This is a genomic window from Shewanella sp. 125m-1 (assembly GCF_052977065.1).
In genome coordinates, this window is the sequence record NZ_JBRILT010000003.1 from 12,458 (window position 1) to 33,975 (window position 21,518).

The 21,518-nt window shown below is 44.8% G+C and carries 18 protein-coding genes; 13 read left to right on the forward strand and 5 right to left on the reverse strand.

What is annotated here, in order from left to right; translation table 11 throughout:
• Positions 1-244: 244 nt before the first annotated feature.
• The 6 genes from ACVBIK_RS02200 to ACVBIK_RS02225 all read left to right on the forward strand — a co-directional run bounded on the left by ACVBIK_RS02200 (position 245) and on the right by ACVBIK_RS02225 (position 8,463).
• Positions 245-1,705 carry a glycerophosphodiester phosphodiesterase gene (locus tag ACVBIK_RS02200; protein WP_447168985.1) on the forward strand — a complete coding sequence of 487 codons (1,461 nt, stop codon included), beginning with the start codon at positions 245-247 and terminating at the stop codon, positions 1,703-1,705.
• Positions 1,698-4,166, forward strand: a complete 2,469-nt coding sequence (locus ACVBIK_RS02205) for a hypothetical protein (protein WP_447168986.1) — start codon at positions 1,698-1,700, stop codon at positions 4,164-4,166. The genes ACVBIK_RS02200 and ACVBIK_RS02205 overlap by 8 nt, the downstream gene beginning before the upstream one ends.
• A 25-nt stretch (positions 4,167-4,191) precedes the next feature.
• Complete coding sequence (locus tag ACVBIK_RS02210; protein ID WP_447159565.1) at positions 4,192-6,084, forward strand: hypothetical protein; 1,893 nt, start codon at positions 4,192-4,194, stop codon at positions 6,082-6,084.
• A gap of 133 nt (positions 6,085-6,217) precedes the next feature.
• Positions 6,218-6,826: a 5-formyltetrahydrofolate cyclo-ligase gene (locus tag ACVBIK_RS02215; protein ID WP_447162913.1), complete on the forward strand. Its 609-nt coding sequence runs from the start codon at positions 6,218-6,220 to the stop codon at positions 6,824-6,826.
• 408 nt (positions 6,827-7,234) lie between these two features.
• Entirely contained in the window at positions 7,235-7,678 is a 444-nt protein-coding gene (locus ACVBIK_RS02220; protein ID WP_447168987.1) for a DUF1326 domain-containing protein, read from the forward strand.
• A gap of 47 nt (positions 7,679-7,725) precedes the next feature.
• Positions 7,726-8,463: a DUF2182 domain-containing protein gene (locus tag ACVBIK_RS02225; RefSeq protein ID WP_447168988.1), complete on the forward strand. Its 738-nt coding sequence runs from the start codon at positions 7,726-7,728 to the stop codon at positions 8,461-8,463.
• Between the two features lie 89 nt (positions 8,464-8,552).
• Here ACVBIK_RS02225 and ung read toward each other — a convergent pair whose 3' ends face one another.
• Entirely contained in the window at positions 8,553-9,221 is a 669-nt protein-coding gene (ung, locus tag ACVBIK_RS02230) for a uracil-DNA glycosylase (RefSeq protein WP_447159561.1), read from the reverse strand.
• Positions 9,222-9,487: 266 nt separating this feature from the next.
• Between ung and ACVBIK_RS02235 the strand changes: the two genes are divergently transcribed.
• From ACVBIK_RS02235 to ACVBIK_RS02245, 3 genes are all read left to right on the forward strand, one after another.
• Positions 9,488-10,039: a type II secretion system protein gene (locus ACVBIK_RS02235; RefSeq protein ID WP_447159560.1), complete on the forward strand. Its 552-nt coding sequence runs from the start codon at positions 9,488-9,490 to the stop codon at positions 10,037-10,039.
• Positions 10,040-10,093: 54 nt separating this feature from the next.
• The gene (locus ACVBIK_RS02240; RefSeq protein WP_447168989.1) at positions 10,094-10,627 is read left to right on the forward strand and encodes a type II secretion system protein; all 534 of its coding nucleotides are present in this window, start codon (positions 10,094-10,096) and stop codon (positions 10,625-10,627) included.
• A 74-nt stretch (positions 10,628-10,701) separates the two neighbouring features.
• The gene (locus ACVBIK_RS02245; protein ID WP_447168990.1) at positions 10,702-11,028 is read left to right on the forward strand and encodes a DUF3144 domain-containing protein; all 327 of its coding nucleotides are present in this window, start codon (positions 10,702-10,704) and stop codon (positions 11,026-11,028) included.
• A gap of 92 nt (positions 11,029-11,120) precedes the next feature.
• Here the strand turns inward: ACVBIK_RS02245 and ACVBIK_RS02250 are convergent, their stop codons facing one another.
• Complete coding sequence (locus ACVBIK_RS02250) at positions 11,121-11,735, reverse strand: LysE family translocator (RefSeq protein WP_447159558.1); 615 nt, start codon at positions 11,733-11,735, stop codon at positions 11,121-11,123.
• Positions 11,736-12,100: 365 nt separating this feature from the next.
• Here ACVBIK_RS02250 and ACVBIK_RS02255 point away from each other — a divergent pair, with 365 nt between their 5' ends.
• From ACVBIK_RS02255 to ACVBIK_RS02270, 4 genes are all read left to right on the forward strand, one after another.
• Positions 12,101-12,643 (forward strand): thioredoxin family protein, encoded by a 543-nt coding sequence (locus tag ACVBIK_RS02255; RefSeq protein WP_447168991.1) that lies wholly within the window; start codon positions 12,101-12,103, stop codon positions 12,641-12,643.
• 121 nt (positions 12,644-12,764) lie between these two features.
• Positions 12,765-14,225, forward strand: coding sequence for a sigma-54 interaction domain-containing protein (locus ACVBIK_RS02260; RefSeq protein WP_447168992.1), 1,461 nt, complete (start codon positions 12,765-12,767; stop codon positions 14,223-14,225).
• 240 nt (positions 14,226-14,465) lie between these two features.
• Entirely contained in the window at positions 14,466-15,935 is a 1,470-nt protein-coding gene (ccoG, locus tag ACVBIK_RS02265) for a cytochrome c oxidase accessory protein CcoG (RefSeq protein WP_447168993.1), read from the forward strand.
• Between the two features lie 546 nt (positions 15,936-16,481).
• A complete protein-coding gene (locus ACVBIK_RS02270) occupies positions 16,482-18,080 on the forward strand; it encodes an AMP-binding protein (protein WP_447168994.1) in 1,599 nt (532 codons plus the stop codon).
• 117 nt (positions 18,081-18,197) lie between these two features.
• Here the strand turns inward: ACVBIK_RS02270 and ACVBIK_RS02275 are convergent, their stop codons facing one another.
• From ACVBIK_RS02275 to hutZ, 3 genes are all read right to left on the reverse strand, one after another.
• Positions 18,198-18,737 (reverse strand): lipocalin family protein, encoded by a 540-nt coding sequence (locus ACVBIK_RS02275; RefSeq protein WP_447168995.1) that lies wholly within the window; start codon positions 18,735-18,737, stop codon positions 18,198-18,200.
• Between the two features lie 173 nt (positions 18,738-18,910).
• Positions 18,911-20,770 (reverse strand): ABC transporter transmembrane domain-containing protein, encoded by a 1,860-nt coding sequence (locus ACVBIK_RS02280; RefSeq protein WP_447168996.1) that lies wholly within the window; start codon positions 20,768-20,770, stop codon positions 18,911-18,913.
• 129 nt (positions 20,771-20,899) lie between these two features.
• The gene (gene hutZ, locus ACVBIK_RS02285) at positions 20,900-21,469 is read right to left on the reverse strand and encodes a heme utilization protein HutZ (protein WP_447159551.1); all 570 of its coding nucleotides are present in this window, start codon (positions 21,467-21,469) and stop codon (positions 20,900-20,902) included.
• Between the last annotated feature and the right edge of the window lie 49 nt (positions 21,470-21,518).

The window sequence follows — 21,518 nt, forward strand, 5'->3', positions numbered from 1 at the left end:
ACCTTTTTAAGACCTCGCCAACATATTGTTTACTTTTTAAGCCATTGGTATTTATACCTTATTGACCCTAATAGCTGAGTTTTGTTATACATATATCACAATCTGTAAAATTTTCGGTTTTACAATTCTTTATAAGTTATTCTAAATCAATGCCTTAGCTAAAAATGGTTTTTGTTCATTATTGTTTTTAACACTCTTTTCGAGTATAAAGCTCGCATAATTAATAACTTACAATTCCGGGACTATGGCAAGTTACATAAAAGCCCCTCGCCGTTACTACGCGGTACTGCTCATTGCACTTTTCGCCCTTATTGGTTGTCAATCTACCCCCGATACACCACCTGCACCAGCGAAGATTATTCCTCAAGCGTTAAGCCACTTACCCTTTGACGTTAAAGTCGATGGCGCTGATATTGTCGATATCCAGTTAACGCTTGGCGACCGTAATTTATATCTAAGCGATAATGGTCACATTAAGATGGTGTCGATTGCACAGTGCCCACTTGATATATCAGCGCATCGCGGTGACTTTCGATTACCAGAAAGTAGCGATCTTGCTATTGCATCGGCACTGTTTGATAACTACAACAGTGTCGAAATCGATGTGATGCAGTTAGGAGATGGCACTTGGGTTAACCATCATGATAGCCAAACTGGGCGAGCTACGGTTTATTACACTGGCGAGCGCTACAAACTTGAGCGTATGAACTTCAAACAATATGCCAACCTAAAACTACGCCAAAAAGGCTCGAATGAATTGCTCGATAGGCGCCCAATTACTGCATATGAGGCCTTTACCACCTTTGCAGCATATCGCTCTTATGATCAGCTACTAAACGTAGAGATTAAGTCTGAAGCCAATGGCCATGAGTTAGTTGAGCTCGACAATATGTTGCGCCAAACTATTGGTCAGGGCGGCTTTTATTATTCGGCATCGGATCTTGAAATGTTGGAGAAGCTCCGTGGGATAAACCCTCGCGTCTATCTTGGATTTGTTCAAGGGGCACACCCAACCAGTGTCGATAAAGTGACTGCAGATCTGCGTCGCGGCGCACAAAACGATGACTACTACTTAGATAACCAAAATAGTATCGAGTTTGCCGGTAAATATGGCACCAAACGTTATCGCTCTCGCTATAAAAACTATGCCTCACTATCAGGTATTAAAAAGCTCAATGACAAGCTGGGGAATAACGCCGGCCTACACTTAGATATTCGCAGTTTCATGCAAAACACTAGCGTCTTAAACAGTGCGCACCGTTATGGCATGAAAGTGTATACCTACACGATCAACGGCACCGATTATCATCAGTCGCAACTAAAGCGTTTGTCTAAATCCAAGCTACCTGATGGCGTGATTGTCGACACCACCCCCTATAAGATCTGCCAAAAGCTGTTTAATCCTGCCGAGCCTAAAAAGCGCTATCAGCCGCTATCGGCTTCAGGTAAGTATATCGCTTCGCTACCAAGCGATGCTGACTTTGACCGCTTTAACGAAATGTTAGGCTATCAACAAGAAGGCTATTACATCTCGTTAAATTCGGGCCTTAAAGCGATTGCCAGCGCTAAAGCCAAGCCTAAAAAGGTAAACAAGCAGGTTCATACAAGCAATCCACATGGTTTCCCAACCATTGTTGATGAAGAAATTGAAACCACTAATAGCAAAACCATTATTTTAACCTTACCAAGTAGCAACAATGACTGATAAAAAGCACAGCCCATTTGCCACCGGTTTATTAAAATCGGCGCCAACGCAAACTAAAATGGCCGAGGCAAAAAAAGAACTGCAAAAAGTTCAACAAAAGCAACAATCAACCGCAGCTAAGCAACAAAAGCAGCAAGAAGTAGAGCAGCAGATCGCGATTACCGGAAAGCCATTTTGGTGGTTGATGACCATGTTCATCTGCTCTGTGGTTTACCTGTTTCCAGAAGCGATATTCAACGCAGCTTTAACTGATGTGGCCGGCGGTCGTAACGCTAGCCACGATGACTTACGCGCAGTCGAGCTTTTTGGCCGTACAATTAGTGGTATTGGCGTTACCTTGCTACTGGCAGATATGCTACTGAGTGGCAAACGTGTGGCACGGGTTGGCCACGCTTTAGGCTATTTCAGCCTAATTGCGGTACTTGTGTGGCCTACGGTATTTTTCGGCCAAAAGTGGTTAGTGGATAAATTTATTATTGATGCATCGACGCCTGCAGAGCGCCAACAAGCCTATCTTTCACAGGTATTACGTAGCGCATTAATTGAAAAGTCGATTCAGTTTGAAGGCATAAACTACGACCCAGACACGGCTCACAGCAGCACCGAAAAAGCCTTTTTATCTGTGTTTGGCGGCTTAGTCTATGCCGACGATAAACTGGTTGATGATCTCTCGCAGAAAAAGCGCATGATCATGGAAAAATTTGTCCGTGATAAAGCGATGGCGAGCTTCAATACTCACTATAAAGATTACGACGATTTTCGCCAAACCCTGCGCGGCAAGTACCAAGAGTATGCCGATGGCTCAGCTAAGTACAACCGAGCAGTTGCCAGCGCACCAGAGCGCTCAGATGAATATTGGTTAGATACCCAAAACCAAGTCAAGCAAGGCTGGGAGAAATATCAAAAAGGCGTAACCGCCTATGAGGCACGGGTTGAATCTAGAGCGCAGAAAATCGCACCTAAAATGTATGACTATTTCGAACGTCGTAACGAGTGTAAAGAGCGAAAAGGCAGCAGCCGTAATAGCTGCTATGAGCGTTTACAAGCAAACTATGACCGTGAAATTAAAAAGTTAAGCATTCCTTATATCCCACCTGACGATTGGCTTATTCGTGAAGAGATCTCCACCTCTGAAAATGTCGGGAACTCAATCATTGCAGGTGTAATGACCTTTGGTCTATTTACTGCGATGCAGGCGGTAGACGCTGCTACTGGTGGCGATGCGGGCTTGAAAGATCACCGCATGGTCTACACCAATGATGTCAATCACTATAAGAACGTGTTGATGGTAAAAATGGAGCCCGACTTTATAAAAGAATCAGGCGGATACCCGCTGGGTATTGACTCACTACATACCTTTAGGGTGCACGAGCTCACTAGCGTTAAAGTGAATAAAAAACTTAAACAAAAAGGCTTAAGCCTACCAACAGCTTGGTCTATTACCGATCGTTTAACCTTCGATAAAGCCGTTGCTAGCAAAGTGCGTCAACAAGCCGATATTGAATGGCGCAAAAATATGCGCGCTAAAAATACAGAAATGTCGCCAAACCTCAGTTGGCAGCAGTTCCAACGTCATCATGAAATTCAGCTGCGCATTGAAAAGCGTATGGGCGAGTTATACGTCAAACCAACCTTAGCTGACTGGAACAACCGTCAGTTTAAGCAGCAGATCATTGAGCCTAATATTCAGCGCAAAACCACCGAATACATCAATGTATTAGAGGCACAACAAGTTGAGTTTGCCGATGGCGGCAAATTTGCTGCAACGGGTAAGTCAGCGCTACGAGCAACTATTATCCCGCCTATTTCAATGTCGATTAGTTTGGCCTTAGTCTTGCTTACAGTACTGAAACTGCCAATGAAGCTGCTGGAGTTAGTACAAGCTAAACAGGCAAAGCCTAAAGATGAAGGTAAAAAAGCAACTAAACCCTATATCAAACCTGCTGTAACTATCGCCCTATTAGCCTGTATTTTTGTTGTGCCTTTATCTATTGGTAGTAATAAATACACCCTGGATGACTCGGCTATGAATTACTTCTTTGAACAAATGGAGAGCAACGATTCGGCCAGTGCTTCCTTTGCATTAAAGTGGTTATTGGTGACCCAACCTTTGGTACAACCTATTGGTACATCATTGGATAACTTACTAAAAATGACCCAAGCTTTTCATGCTATTAGTGGGCCATTAAACCGTTTCGATTTAGCGGTTCTACCTGAACATGATGAGGTGGCAAGCCAAAAGAACACCGCAGCTAAGCCTAGTTTGTCGCTGCCATTAACCATTAATACCAACGTGGATAATGCCAGAATTTCGGTGATGAATATTAAACCCAAGTATCAGCCTGGCATGCAGCTTCCACCTGGTGGCTACGACATCAAAGTCAGTGCACAGGGCTATCAAGACGTCCGCCAATGGGTGTACCTCAAAGCCGACCAAACCCAGTTTAACCTTAAGTTTTAATCAGTGATTTTATAGGAAGTCTCACGTGAGTAAATTGCAACAGTTTCAAGATTTTATTCGAAGCAATGGTGAAAAAATCACAGGGGTTAATGTCCCCGTAGTCCTCAGCGATGAACAGGCTAAAGATGCCCAATTAAAGTTCAACTTTGGCTGGCGAGTCGAAATTGGCGTAAGCCGCCATAAACACGGTGGCCGACGCCCATCAGGGATTGCCAGTGGTAGCTCTTCAAGAGCAAGCCAAGAGGCCAATAAATCCGCTCAAGAATATGTTAGTGGCCGTAATCCACTGTTCAACGAACGTTTTTTAAAGATCCTCGGCCCGGATGTTTCAAAAAACTTCTTAATAAAAAATACTAATCTAAACTCAGCGCCAGATGTCTATGTAGGCGAAGATCTTTGTAATACCTGTAATGGTTCTGGCTGTGTCAGATGTAGAAGTTGTCGTGGCAGCGGTAAATTGAACTGTTTATCTTGTAGTGGCAGCGGCCGAGTCAGCGTCAGTCGCTACGACAGTTACAATGAACGTACGGTTTACACCACTGAAACTTGCTCAACCTGTTACGGCAGCGGTAACCGCACTTGTACCAGCTGCAATGGTAGCGGTGATACCACTTGCGGAACCTGTGATGGTAGCGGTTATTTATACTATAGCTACACCATTGATGGCGAAGCAAAGCGCAGTACCAAATGGTTCTACACCAGCAGCGATTACCATGAATGGACTGACGACTTTGTTAAACGTACAGGGTTGAACGTTGTTCACTGCGTTAACGATATCACTGAAATCGATGTGAAGGATGAGCTTGACGGTTGTACCTTTATATATGGCTTTACCGCGGTATTACCTACGCTACAATTTACCGCAAGCATCGATAAAGTAGACACTAAAATGTGCTTTGCTGGTAAGCAAAATCTTACCCACGATGCAGGCGGAGTCTATGACCCTGCGGTTTGGCAAGTTGCGCAGCAACTTGGGGCTGGCAGCAAGAGCGACGATATGGTTGCGCTAGCGACGCCTGCAATTAAGGACATTATTGAAGCTAGAGAAACCAAGAGTAAAATTGCGTTACTTGAAGAAAACTGGGTTTCAACCGATATCAAAGACGCTATCGGTGCTAATTACGATAGCCTAATTGGCCAGCTTAAAAAGCAGAGTATTAAAGGGATAGTTCCTAAAATGCTGGGTTCGCTGGTTAAATATACCGCCCTGTTCTTTACCTTAGCGGTAATGATCGCGCTGTTATTCCCACACTTTGCCGAAGATGCCACTATGAGAATGGGAATAATGGAATATCCACAATGGATTATTGCGCTATTAAGTGCCGAATTTGCACTATTTGGCATTCACCCTTTTGCCAACTACGTGTTCGCGTTAAGCTTATTTTTTGTCAGCTATCAATTTGTTAAAAAATTCTATTGGAAAAACATCGCTAAGGCTAAAACCTACGCTTTAGCATTAGGCATCACCTTGCTACTGCCCCATGTTTGCTTAAGTTTGTATTACAACACTATAAACGCATTTGTTCAGCCACCAGCACTTGTTAATGCACTCGCAGGCGGCGCCATCGTCCTAGGCTTATATCTATTGGTTATCGGTGTTAAATTACCGAAGAAATGGTATTTAAAGCCAGTAGGCTTGATTGTCGCAGCAGCACTATATGTTGGCCTTCAGTTTGTAATTGCCATGCTTAATGGTCCACTGGGTATTGTGCCTGCAGAAGAGAACTACGCGAGAGGAATTAGCGACATTATGCAGCCAGCAGTTATGTATACTCTGTACAATTTTGTCGAAATTATTTTGTTATCAGTGCTGTTCAGTTACTTCTTAACCCGACGACGTTTCTGGTTAAATGCCAAAACAGCCGTAGCGGATTACAACAGCCCCGTTCTACTCAAATCGATGAATATGGAACGTTAATTAATGGTCGCCTAGAAGCTCTTGTTTAAATCACGCCGTTTGGTTCTATCAAGCCAAACGGCGTTTTTATATCTATAGCAATTACCCTGTGTGAAAGTTAGACTGCTTTGGTGATTAAAAGGAGTGCTATTCAATGCCTATAGAGACGAGTCCCAATACAAACCAAGCGAGCCGCAAGCAGCTCCGCAGCATGATTCGACAAGCACGGCGCGCCCTATCTGCTGAGCAACAAACACGATACGCCGAGTCAGCAGCCAACCTCTCTTTATCTGCCATTCGTAAATTTAATGCCCGCCGAGTTGCTCTGTATTTAACTAATGATGGTGAACTTGATACTAAGCCACTTATCGAGGCGCTTTGGCAACAAGGCATCAAGGTTTATTTACCACGGTTACACCCCTTCAGCGCTGGCAATTTGCTGTTTTTTCGCTATGAGCCAGACTCAGAATTACAACAAAGTCATTTAGGTATTTGGGAACCAAAACTTGATATTACTCAGATGCTGCTGGCGCATCAGCTTGATGTGGTGATCACCCCGCTTGTCGCTTTCGATCTGCAAGGCAACAGAATGGGCATGGGCGGCGGCTACTATGATAGGACTCTCGCTAATTGGCAGCGCAAGGGTAAGCCGTTACCCATAGGCTATGCCCATGATTGCCAGTTGGTCGACGCCCTCCCATGTGAACACTGGGACGTAGCATTACCGTTTATTTTCACTCCTAGCCACAATTATCAATTTTAGCCATCTCTGTCATTAGACTAATTATTGCTGATAACTGGCTGCTTAACCCTTTTGGCTATATGTTTTACTCGTCGCTGTTGTGAAAACAACAGCTTAAAATCCTCACTTTGTCACTCAACATATTCCACCACACTTTGCTCTATTGCCCCTCAAATTCCACAACCGGCGAGACTATACTTAACAGCACCTTTCGTTATTTTGGACAGCCATTATGAGCGCTGAAAATAACTGGTCATTAAACATGCACCAGATTGAAACCTGCAATTGTAATCACGGTTGCGGTTGTCAGTTTGCCGGTTTTCCCGACTTTGGTTCCTGCGAGGCATAACTCGGTTTCAAGGTCAATCAAGGCCAATCAAGGCCAATCAAGGCCATTACGATGAAGTTAAACTCGACGATTTAAAGCTTGTGTTAGCGATAAGATGGCCTGCTGCAATCCATGAGGGTAATGGTACCTGCATCTTGTTTATCGACTCGAATGCCAGTAAAGAGCAAGTCACTGCGTTAGCCACAATATTTACCGGCGCAGCGGGCGGAATGCCATTAGAAGCCTTAGCCGCGACCTTTACCACGCTAGTTGGCCCCATTGTTGTTGATATTAATATGGACACCAGTGAAAAAAATGCCTCTTTCGATGTAAAAGGGGTTATGCAAGTCCAGCAAAAGCCACTGATGAACCCTGTAACAGGCGATGAACAACACGTACACATTACCTTTCCTGATGGCGGTTTTATCTGGAGTGATGGCCGAATAGGGACCACTGACAGCATGTGGCTTAAACATGACGCGCTGAGTTTTAATCATGCGGGTAAGTTTGCCGCGAGGGCCAATGTGCAGTGGCCTAATGGATAAGCTATGCCAATGATCTGGCGCGTGACTCAAATAAGGCCTCAAGTCAGATGATAAGCGCCCAGTCACTCACAAGACAATTACACTCTCCTATCACTTGGGCCAGTATTATCCTGCTTACGGGTCTCAGTTGGTATTACATGCTCTTTGACATGACAATGGTGATGTCACCGCACTGGTATATTTATGAACTAACCATGGTGTTTACCATGTGGGCCGTAATGATGGTCGGCATGATGATGCCCTCTGCCACACCGATGATTTTACTGTTTGCCAAAATCAGCCGCACTCGTCAGCAAAGGTCGGCAGAGTTTGTCTCAACCAATCTGTTTATTCTGGGCTATCTGTTGTTATGGTGCTTATACAGCCTTGGTATCACCCTTGTTCAATGGCAACTACATCGCCTCGCACTAATGACGGCTATGATGCAAAGCAGCAATGATATCGCCAGCGGGATATTGTTGATTATGATTGGCCTGTATCAAGTTACCCCCTTCAAGCAGCAATGTTTACATTACTGCCGCTCACCACTCAACTTTTTAATGTCACAGTGGCAAGAAGGTAAGCTTGGAGCGGTCAAGATGGGGATGAAGCATGGGCAATATTGTGTTGGCTGCTGCTGGCTGTTAATGGCGTTATTGTTAGTCGTTGGCGTGATGCATATCGGCTGGATTTTAGCGCTATCGATCTTAGTCTTGCTCGAAAAAGTATTACCTTGGCCCAAAACTATCAACTTAGGTATTTGCCTAACTTGCCTTGGATTTGGGCTTTATTTTTTGGTGGGTTAAAGATCCGTTTACGCTAGCAGTGGTCAATCTGCGCCGACTGAACAAAAAAGAGCGTTATACGCTCTTTTTTGCGCGTTACGGCATGCCACTTAGACCTGCCAATCTATCTGTTTTTCGCCCCTTGCTTGTAACAGCTGATTGATTTTTGAAAAATGCTGGCAACCAAAAAAGCCACGATAAGCAGACAATGGCGATGGGTGCGGCCCTGAAATCACTTGATGCTGGATTGCGTTAATGCCTTTTCCCTTTTTCATCGCGTGGGCGCCCCACAGTACGAAGATAATAGGCTGAGACTGCTCGTTTAGCAGTGTAAGTACATTGGCGGTAAATGTTTCCCAACCCGATTTAGCATGGGAGTGGGCTTTACCCTGTTCTACAGTTAATACCGTATTTAACATCAGTATTCCCTGTTCTGCCCAACGCGTTAGATTACCGTGATCTGGGATAGTAAATCCGTCAATATCGGTAACGAGTTCTTTGTACATGTTAACCAGTGATGGCGGTGTTTTTACGCCTTTTTTCACTGAGAAACACAAACCATGAGCCTGATTGGGGCCATGGTAAGGATCCTGCCCGATAAGCACGACTCGCACCTTGTCTAGCGGTGTAGCATCAAAGGCGGCAAGCACTTCATGTTCAGGCGGAAAGATGACTTTACCTGCCGCGCGCTCAGCTTCGACAAACTGCTGTACTGATTGAAAATAACCTTGTTGCTGTTGCTCTTCGATAAAAGAGGACCAGCTAGAATGCGACGTCATGACAGAACCTTGATGTGAATTTCCCTAAGCTTAAAAGGTCAGCTGCGGCCTTGCAATCATGCTTGATAAAATCATTGAAGCGAGCACCAAGCCAACAGCACTATCTGCCAACAATAGAGCCCCCACCCGATAAAATAACCCGATAAAAACCAACAAGACTGCCACTTAACCACTCAAGGCTCTCGATAATGGCCAACCTTTAATCATTGGTATTAAAAATTGTCAGTGTTAAGATAGCCGTTCATTTTTCCTTGGATCGCTAAACGATGTACTTTAGAGCCCACTCATCAAAGCAACAGTCTGGTTTTACTCTGATAGAACTGGTCGTGGTGATTATTATCCTGGGCATTCTTGCCGTTGTCGCAGCCCCTAAGTTTTTAAGCCTATCGGAAGATGCACAGGTATCACATGTTAAAGCGACTGGCGGCGCCTTTAAGTCAGGGATCGATTTAGCAAGAGCGGTTTGGGCGGTTAAGAACGGTGACGGCCCCGCTGAAAACCTGCCAGTATTTGGTGACTCTGATGATAACCACGTCGACTTTAATGCTAACGGCTGGCCTGCGCAGCATTATTACACCGCCGATGAAGCCTCGCCTCAGTTAGATAACGTAGAAGACTGTATATCAGTATGGCAAGTGCTATTTCAAAACAGTGAACCGACGGTTTCAAAGTCGGGTTCTGCTGACGAAACTGACTACAAGGCTCGTTATGTGGCATTAGGTGTATGTACTTATGACTACAGCGATAATACCAATCTATCAATTACCTACAATTCGAATAACGGCAGCGTAGTGGTGGACTCGGACCCCAGCAGCTAGTATAAATAGTGCCTGCTTTGGATAAAGCAACACACTAAAATTACGGATTGATTCATGACTAGAAACACAACATCTTCGGGCTTTACTCTCATTGAGATGATTGTCGTTATCATCGTTTTGGCGATTTTGGCTGTTGTCGCGGCATCTAAGTTTATCAACCTAAAGCAAGATGCTGAAATTGCCAGTGTAAAAGCCACTGGCGGGGCGTTTAAAGGCGGCATTAGCTTAGCTAACGTCAAATGGGCCTCTAAAGGCGCGACTGGACCAGTAGATAACCTGCAAGTTTTTGGTAATGGCAGTAATGGCCAGCTCGATATCAACCAGTGGGGCTTTCCAGCGCAGAACTATCCGCCATTTGAGTCAAGCTCAAGGCTAAACAACGTTGCTGATTGCATGTCGGTGTGGCGCACAGTTTTGCAAGACGCGCCGCAAGTGTCAAACTCTGCAACCACACCAGATGCTGAATACTTAGCGACCTATATTAATCCAGATCAATGCCGTTACCTTCACCTTCCAGATCAAACTATGTCTATCTATTACGACTCCCGTAATGGCAGCGTTATTACCGATTCAGATCCCAATAGTTAATAACAATGATTTATTAACGGCTAATTTAAGATAGAATCGAACCACTATCCTAGGTAAAGAAGAGCAAAAGCAAGATGTCAGAAGCTAAAAAAGAAACCACAATTTTTGAACTAGCCGATCAATTCATTGCATTGGCAAACGAACTCGCGGGTAAAGAGCAAGATGTAGGTAAAGTAGGTACGGCTATGCGTTTCGCAGCCTCTCGCTTTAACGCATTTGAAGCAGCGCTTAAATCATCAGATCTTGCTGCAGAAAAAGACAATGCTCTTGAATGGTTTACAGATGAATATAAAGCCATGCTAAAGGACAACCTTGAAGATCATATCAAGAACCCTGTCCAATCGCGTGAGCCAGAACCAGAACCAGCTAAAGATGATGCCGTACAGGTATTTAACTCTTAAGCTACGCTAATTAAAATTAGTGACTAGTGTATTCAACGCTAAACAAAAAACGCCATCGATTCGATGGCGTTTTGTATTTATAGCCGATCAGTTTATATCGTCACCAGTACTCGCACAGCCAGTAAAATAAGTACCACACCAGACAGCTTATCAATCAGCGCAGCTTTTTCTCTGAGCTTGGGTAACACTGCAGAGTGGGACAGCAGCAAGGCGATAAGGGTGTACCACAAACCATCAACAACCAGGGGCGTTAATACGATAAGCGCTTTGCCCGTCATGTTATCTGCCACCATCACAAACTGACTAAATAACGCTAAGAAAAATAGCATGATTTTAGGATTAAACAACGAAATAGCCAGGCCATCGCGCGCCGCGGTGATGGCTCCGGTTGACTTACCTGCCGCGAGTTTTTCTGACATACCGCCTTTAGAGCGCAATGCTTGAATCCCCATATAGGCAAGATACAGCGCACCTATAATTGCAATGCCGTTAAACACCATAGGGGCTTGCTTAAGCAGGACAGCTAACCCAAGCAAGGTCAGCAAGGCATACACACCAATGCCGATAGAATGCGCCCACGCACAGATAATCCCTTTGCCCCTGCCACCGCCTAAGGTATGCCTAACTACCATCGCCAAGCTTGGCCCTGGAGACATCGCGCCCAAACAGCAAATTGCCAATAAGCCTAGCCAAGTGCTAATACTCATTTTTTCCCCTCTGTTAATACTCTTATCATTGTTCTTATGATTGCTCTTTTCATTACTCTTCTTTTTTTACCCTTGAAATAATCTCGATTCCCTACCTAGGCACTCAACCTGGGCGCTCAATCTTAAAAAGCAGCCTTGAGCATTAAATAAGGCCTTTAATCGCCACAATATACATCATCAACCTCTATTGGTCACAACCAGCATCGACAACCTCGCTTATGGCTAATTAAGCTGATGCCAATAAATATCTGTCGTACTCAGGTAATTTTCATCAAATTGATGCAATATGTCTTAATCTATCCGTTTAAAACCCGATGAGACTCATGTCAGTCGAGTCGTTATTGACCTAATTACATGGAGTATTCATGACCAGCATCTCAGTTTCAATTCTGATTTTTTTCACGCTGATTTGTATCATTATCGCATCACTTATTACCCTTAAAATTAAGGGTAGAGTCATTCCTAATGGCGTGATTGTGGTAATGGGTTTTATGGCAGTGTGCGTGGGTGGCGTATTTGCTTTTCTTCATTACGGCGAAGATTATGACGCCTATAAAAAGCTTAACTGGCAAACCTTAACCCCAGCGCAAATTCAGCCACTGGTCGACGACGGTTATACCGTGTTTGTGGACATCACCGCTGACTGGTGCAATATCTGCTACGCCAACAAAATTGGTGTCACCCATAGAGAGAAGATAGTTAATGCCTTATCTGAGAATAAGATTATTCTCATGCAGGGTGACTGGACCGAGCCCAATGTTGTGGTAGAAAACTACATGCAGACACAGGGCCGAGGCGGTACACCTTATAATAAAATCTACGGCCCAGGTGCCCCCAGTGGCATAGTGCTACCAAGCCAACTCACTATGGAGACGGTGCTGCACGGCTTGCAAAAAGCCAAAGGCTAGTAGCCTAGCCAGCCCTTTTAACCGTTTGGTTAAAGATATCACTACTAAGGTCACGTTATTTCGTGACCTTGTTCTTTTAGCGTATACTTTACTGATTAACTGCTGAGAATACAGGGCAAAAATGTCTGCGATTAACCTTGAAGATACAACCACTCACGATGGCTTTCTTCCTGAAAACCAACTTATCTTGAACGCCGTTAGCGAAGGGATTTATGGTTTTGATTTAGCCGGTAATGCGGTATTTATTAACCCAGCAGCAGAGCGAATGACAGGCTGGAACGCCGATGAGCTTCTTGGCACAAATATCCATGATTGCCATCATCATAGCCATAGTGACGGCAGCCATTATCATAAAGATGACTGCCCCATTTACAACACCCTAAAAGATGGTATTGCCCGCGAGATCAGCCACGAAGTGTTCTGGCGCAAAGACGGCTCTAGCTTCCCTGTGCACTACACCTCAACGCCAGTCTATAAAGAGAGAGTGCTTATCGGCGTGGTAGCGATATTTCGTGATATCAGTATTCAAAAACAAACTGAGCGTTCATTAAGGCAAGCACTTGAGCAGGTTCAAGCCTTGTCAGAAAAGCTCTCATTCGAAAATCAATACCTACAGCTCGAGCTTGCCGACCGTACTGGTGATGTGGAAATTTCAGGGAGCAGCCAGGCGATTATCCAGCTGATCCAACAAATTAAACTGGTTTCCAACACTGAAAGCACGGTACTTATTAGCGGTGAAAACGGTACAGGTAAAGAGCTGGTCGCACGTAATTTACATCGACTGAGTAATCGCGCCAATAAACCCTTAATCAGTGTTAACTGCGCCGCGTTTTCAAGTGGATTATTAGAAAGCGAACTTTTTGGCCATGAAAAAGGCGCCTATACCGGTGCCACAAGCCGTCGTAAGGGGCGATTTGAGCTGGCCCACCAAGGCACTCTGTTTCTCGATGAAGTGGCAGAACTCAGCTTAGAAGCCCAATCTAAGTTACTTCGAGTGATCCAAGAGCAAGAGTTTGAACGTGTCGGTAGTAGCCAAACGATTAAGGTTGATATCCGTTTGATAACTGCGACGCATCACGACCTGCTCAAGCGTGTAGAACAAGGTCTATTTAGGATGGATCTTTATTATCGCCTCAATGTTTTTCCAATTGCCGTGCCACCATTAAGGCAGCGACTAGGTGATATTCCCGCATTAGTCAGCCACCTTATTCAAGACTTAAACCGCAAATTAGGTAAGAAGGTAGATCGGGTAAGCCAAAGAGGCATGAAAAAGTTAATGCTGCACCGCTGGCCGGGTAATGTGCGGGAGTTACAGAACGTTCTTGAGCGAGAGATGATTTTATCTCATGGCCCCATACTGGAATTTGCACAATTACCAGCCCCCCACCAGCCAGATAATGTAATCGATGCCATTGTGAGTAACCAAACGCTGCAACAAGTTGAGAAGCAGCATATTCTCAGCGTTCTTAAGCAAACTCAATGGCGTATATCTGGTGCCAATGGCGCCGCTGCCATGCTAGGTCTTCCACCAAGCACATTGCGCTCTCGAATGAACAAGTTAGTAATTACTCGCCCCGTTTAATTAGCGCTTGTTACCGCTTCAATCCTATGAGTACGCGCAGTAGTACACGATATATCGTCATAACGCGATATATCGTGCACCAAGGCATTCAGGCTCCAGACTTTAACCAATAAAAACATAACCTTACTAAAATTACTTTTTGGCCTAATGCTTGCTATATCACTACTAAGACGCAGCGAATAAAACAACCGCTGTGAACAATGACTGCATTGTAATAAATGCACATAGTAGAGAAGTCCAATGCTTAACAATAACGCTAATAATACGATAGAGAACGCCAATCGCGTCCACAGAGAACAGCGGATCCCTGTACACGTCCTGCCAAGCCCGACGCAGAGCCAAAATAAGATCCATATTCGCGAGCAGAAAGGGGATTACCAGAGAATTAGAACAACAATGAATAGCTTACTGGTTGCGTTATTCTTCCTGTTGCCCTTCATCTCTTACCAAGGCCGGCAGGCGATTTTATTTGATTTGGATCAGCAGCAATTTATCTTTTTCGGCACCACGTTATGGCCTCAAGATTTTACCATTTTAGCCTGGGTGTTTATTGCGGCGGCATTTTTACTGTTTTTTATCACTGTATTTTGGGGCCGAGTCTGGTGTGGCTACCTTTGCCCACAAACCGCTTGGACTTTTATGTATGTCTGGATTGAAACCCGTATCGAAGGTAACCGTAATAAGCGGGTTGCCCTAGATAAGGCGCCTTGGAATGCTAACAAACTCAAAAAACGCCTGCTAAAACACTCTATCTGGGGCGCTATTGCACTGCTTACTGGCTGCGGGTTTATCGCTTATTTCGTGCCAGCCCGTGAACTCTATCTGAATATTTTTAGCTTTAACGCCAGCTTTTGGGTCGCCACTTGGGTGTGGTTCTTTGCTATCTGCACTTACTTAAATGCAGGCTGGATGCGCGAGCAGATGTGCTTACATTGTTGCCCTTATTCACGTTTTCAGTCTGTGATGTTTGATGCTAATACTAAAACGGTGACTTACCATGCAGCGCGAGGTGAAAGCCGTGGACCACGTAAGCGTAAACCGAAAATGGATAACGCTAATTTACGCCTAAATGGCGCCTATTTAACGGATTCTGATTTAGGGGATTGTGTCGACTGTAACTTATGCGTCGAGGTTTGCCCCACCGGGATTGATATTCGTAATGGTCTGCAGTATGAATGCATTAACTGCGGCGCCTGTGTCGATGCCTGTAATCAAACCATGAATAAATTTGGCTATCAGCCTAACCTCATCAGCTACAGCAGCGAAAATGCACTGGTAGGCAAAGCAGAACCCTTTTACGAGTCCTATAAGTTTATTGGTTACGGCATCGCAGCCATTGTGATGATGACAGTTATTGCTGTGGATATTTATAACCGTAATAATATTGAATTCAACGTTATTCGCGATAGACAAAACCTGTACCGTGAAACGCTAGATGACAAGATTGAGAACAGCTTCACGCTTAAGATCCGCAATAAAACCCAACAAACTCGACTTTACCGCATCTATGTCTCTGGCAATAATGGCTATCGATTAATTGGTGAAGTGGATCTGAAGATCAAGCCCGGAGAACAATTAGACTACCCGATTACAGTGGTTGCTGAGCCAGAACAGCTAGCAAGTCGCCAAAATGAGATCACCTTTACCATTGCCGAGCAACACAATCATGGTCAGATCTCGCAGCAATCGAGCTTCTTCGCACCGATTTAAAGTTCTAGTTCTAGAGCGCAACGCTTCGAGAGCGCAGCGCTTCTAGGACGGACTTCGTCCTGCTAGAAAAAGCATAAAGGCAAAGCACAAACCCAATCTTTACCACCCTTTCCAACCTCTTTGACGGGATAAATCCCGACCTACACTAATGCGATAGCAGACACGGTTACCCCCGCCCACGCTTTCCCGGCTCTTCCGGCTCTGCTTTATCCGGCTCTGCTTTATCCGGCTCTGCTTTATCCGGCTTCGTTTTACCCTGCTCCGTTTTAGAGCAAAAAGTCTAAACTTAACAGTCAGATAAGCAGCACATACTGGCGACAGTAAGGAAACAATTTATTTCAACTCGTTTGCAACTCTTTTGTACTAATGCCATTGACCTTTCGGTATAGATAGCACTAATCTAAACACCTGTTTGATTTTGAATAATCACAATATCGAACATCAGAATGAACATCAGAACGGACAACGAATCAGAACGAACTTGATCGAACATAGTGATCAAAATAGTGACCTAAATAGTCATCCAACAAGCTAAAGGGTATTTAAATGGCATACGATTCAGACACCACACTAGACCTATCGCGTTACGCCTCTCTTATCGATCTGATCGAACTTGCCAGTGCCCGCTACGGTGATAAAGTCGCATATTCGTGCCTAGGCAAAGAAACCAGCTTCAACGAAATTAATCGCTATTCACGTCAGTTTGCCGCTTATCTACAGCAAGAAACTAATCTTGTGCAAGGCGATAGAATTGCCATCCAGCTGCCCAATATTACTCAGTTTGTTATTGCAGCTTATGGCGCCATCAAAGCCGGAATGGTGCTGGTCAATACCAACCCTTTGTACACCCAAAGAGAGCTTATTCATCAATTTAATGACTCGGGTGCTAAAGCCTTAGTCGTGCTGTCTGACTTGTTACCTACGCTAACTGAAGTGGTAGAAAACACCGGCATTGAAACCGTTATATCCACCCATGCGATGGACTTAATTGCGCCGCAGCCACAACCTGAAGTACCGTTCGCGACCGTATCTTTTTGTGATGTCTTGGAAAAAGGACAAACACTTACCTATGCCGCAGTGATCAGCGTTTCCGGGCAAATTGCCGCACTGCAATATACCGGTGGCACTACAGGATTGTCGAAAGGTGCCATGCTGACTCATGGTAATTTAATTGCTAATGCGATGCAGATTAAATCGCGCTTAGGTAGCCGTATCGTCGAGGGCGAAGAGATTTTCGTGGCGCCGCTGCCTGTGTACCATATCTACGCTTTTATGGTAAACCTAGTGCTTTATTATGAGCGTGGCGGTTGCTCGGTGCTGATCCCTAATCCACGTGATATTGCGGGGTTAATATCGATCCTATCAAAATATCCGTTCACGGGATTTGCCGGCCTTAATACTTTGTTTGTTGGCCTATGCCATCAGCCGGAATTTAAAGCACTAGATTTTAGCCACCTAAAAGTGACCATTTCAGGCGGCACTGCACTGACCCAAGCTGCGGCAACAATCTGGGAGCAAACCACAGGTTGCACCATCTCTGAAGGTTACGGACTATCGGAAACATCACCCGTTGTATCGCTTAACTCACCAGGACTTGAGCAACTGGGCACCATAGGTAAACCCGTTATTGCGACTCAAGTGAAGATCCTTGATATGGATGACAATGAAGTACCCATTGGTCAAACCGGTGAGCTTGCCGTCTATGGACCTCAGGTCATGCTAGGTTACTGGAACAAACAGAGCGAAACAGACAAAGTGATGACTGCCGATGGCTACTTTAAAACCGGTGATATCGCGATTGCTACTGAAGAGGGTTTCCACAAAATTGTCGACCGTAAGAAAGATATGATTATCGTCTCAGGCTTTAATGTTTACCCAAATGAAGTCGAAGACGTACTATCAAACCACGACAGTATTCTTGAATGTGCGGTTATCGGAATTGAAGATGAGCGAAGTGGCGAAGCAGTCAAAGCGGTTATCGTACTGAGCGAACCTCACAGTGATACACAGCAAGCAAAGTCAATTATCGAAGCCTATTGCCGTGAACAGCTCACCGCTTACAAGGTGCCGAAAATGATAGAATTTGTCGCTGCACTGCCAAAATCCACCGTCGGCAAGATTTTAAGGCGCGAACTACGCAGGTAATGCTGCGGTTATCCCACAGCGGCATATCAAACTACTGACATGGTATGAAATCATAAAAGGAGCCTACGGCTCCTTTTATTACTCTTAACTCTTAAATCACAACCTTAACTTTATCTCTCAACTCTCAACTTTATTTTGCTTCACCCAGATGATCTGCTCTGTGGCAAAGCCCAACTGTTTAGCTTGATCAATAAACTGTTGCTTAAGCGCACCACTCACCACGGGACTGCGCGATAAAAACCATAAGTAATCCCGATTATAGCTAGTGATAAATGCATATTGGTAGTCCTCACTATCGTCACCATTATCTAGCTCATACACCACATAAGCGCCATAAAATGGCCCGAAGAAAGATACCTTGAGATGCCCTACATTCGGACTATCGACAAAGTAAGCCTTTCCTTCAGCCTCATCCCATGTTTGCTCAGCTTGTGAGTAACCACGGTTAATCACTTTGACTCCACCATCATCTTTCATTTCATAGGTGGCGGTAACCTGATTTAAGCCGCGCTCAAAGCTGTGATCAAGCCGTGCAATCTCATACCAAGTGCCCAAATAACGTGGCAACTCAAATTGCTTAACCGGCTCAATGCCACTGGGCAAGCTAGTACAAGCGGATAAAAACAGTATCGATATCAACATTAGCCCTAAGCGCATACCACTCCCCTTAAAAATTTAAATTAACCTTGTAATCCATACGATTAACAACAATATTAAGTTCACTCTTTTCACTACTCTATTTAGCAACTCTATCTAGCCACTCATTTACCAATGTGTTTTTTTGCCCGCTCCATATTGGCAGCCCAGCTTTCTCACCTCGCGATATAGCCTTATGCAGGGCTATCGTCAGTCAGTAGCTGCAGGCTCGCAAACTCACTATAAAGATCACTGCTTTGCATCAACTGTTGATGCGTGCCGCTTGCCACAACAACGCCTTTATCTAACACTAAAATACGATCCGCATTAATTACCGTCGCTAAACGGTGAGCGATGATCAAAGTGGTCTTGCCCACCATCAAGCTATCGAGTGCTAACTTCACCTTTTGCTCGCTGACAGCATCGAGAGCACTGGTGGCTTCGTCCAATAACAGAATAGGTCTGTCGGCAAGTATCGCCCTCGCAATTGCAATGCGTTGCTTTTGTCCGCCCGATAAGCGCACGCCGCGCTCGCCAAGATAAGTCTGATAACCGTCGCTAAAATCGCTAATAAACTCATCGGCTCTTGCGGCAATGCAGGCTTGCCTCACCTTATCCTCACTCGCCTCCAATCGGCCATAGCGCACGTTTTCAAGCACACTAGTGGCAAAGATCACCGACTCTTGCGGTACTAAGGCATATTGCTGACGTAATGTTTGTGGTGTGAGCTTGGCGATATCGACACCATCTAATTCGATTGAGCCGCTATTTAACACATAAAAACGCTGCAGCAGTTCGAACAGGGTACTCTTACCTGCACCACTAGCGCCGACTAATGCAACCCGTTCACCAGGCTTGATATGAATATTCAAGCCGCGGATCACCTCGCTTTCAAAGCCCTCTTCATCTAACTCAGTGCTACCCTGTCTCATACTATTGTAGGCAAAACGTACCTGCTTGAGCTCAAGCTCGCCACGAACAGGTGTTGGCAGCTCCAGAGGCTCAGTGATAACCGGAATATCGATTGGGGTTTCAATCAGCTCGATTAAACGCTCGGTGGCCCCTGCAGCACGTTGAATTTCGCCGATGACTTCACTAATGGTTGCGACTGAACCTGCCACCATCACGGCATAAAACATAAAGGCCGATAACTCACCCGCACTAATTGCACCACTCATGACATCGTGGGCACCGACCCAAGTTACCAACGCGATGGCGAGAATACTTAAGAACATCACCAACGAGATAAGTATTGAGCGGTATTTTATTCGCCCTTTTGCTGCATCCATCACCGCTTCTACACGATGAGTAAACAGCGCTCTATCTTGATCTTCATGAGAATATGCCTGCACCGTGTGGATCTCATGCAAAGTTTCATCCACATAGGCGCCTAAATCACCCACTTTGTCTTGGCTTTTACGCGATAAATCACGCACTTTTCGGCCAAAAAAGAAGATAGGCCCTAACACTAAAGGGACAGCCAACAATACCAAACCTGTCATTTTGAAGCTGGTGATTGCCATCATAACGATACCGCCAATCACAGTTACACTAGCTCTTAACGCCATTGATAGGCTTGAACCAACGACGGATTGCAATAGTGTTGAGTCAGCAGTAAATCGCGAGATCACCTCACCGGTTCGGAGTTTGGCGTAAAAACCCGGAGAGAGTTTTAATAGATGGTCATATACTTTTAAACGAATGTCGGCGCTAACACGCTCGCCAAGCCAGGTCATTAAATAGAAACGACAAAAAATGGCACTACTACTGAGCGCTGTAATGCCAATGACCAACAAAATGATCTCGTTTAAGCGCGATCCGTTATCTTTTAAAAAGCCTTCATCGACCATAAGGCGCACACCTTGCCCCAGCGATAGCCAAGCGAGCGAGCCGATAAACAAAAAGATAATCGCGGTGATCACTTTAGCGCGATAAGGTTTTAGAAAAGCGCCAATCCAAGGTAATACCGCACGCTGACTAACATGTGGTTTAGCACCATTAGCAGTCGGTGAGTATGGCTTGTCTTTGGCAACAGAAGAAGCGTTTTGATTCAATGCAATATCCCTAACCTATGCAAAGGTTACAATAAAAACAACAGCAGAATAACAAAACCCGCGCAAAGGCGGGCATTGTTATTTGTTTATTTATACTTTTAACATCATAGCTGATTGTGGAGAAGAGGATTAACTGGCTGAATTAACAAGCTCTGGTTGTTGCAGATCCAAATCAACTTTTGGGGTACTATGGTGACCATCACGCTTCCAATCAACTTCTAATAATTCAGCGCCAGAAAGGCTAAATGCTTGGCCAAAACCTTTAACATAAAGGCCATGATGTGGGTTGAGCTTAAACAGATTAAAGTCACCAAGACTGGCTAGGTTATCTATCATCTCACCAAAGCGCGCTGATAATGCGGCAACGCCTTTAGTAAATACTTCGCTTTCACGATCAACAAGCTCCGCTGTGGCATCAAACGTTAAACGTTTACGTGCAAACACACTTTTAGCTTCAGCTTCATCTTCGAGTAACATAACCGATAAACGATTTACAGCTTTGAGGTTAGTGCCATGACGGGCAAGCTCACTGACTAAAATATAAAAACCGTCATCCGCTAAAGCAAAAGGGGCGTAACTCGCGTTTGGCACACCATTAGCGTCTTGGGTTGCCAGTTGCAATGTTGAACGTTCGGCTTTGAATGCTTCTATTTCTGGTAACAGTTTGTCTCGTAATCGTTGCTCTTTTTCAGTGCTCATTGCTCTAGTCTCTTTTTCTATTATCCGGCAAATTAAAATGGCTGATAGC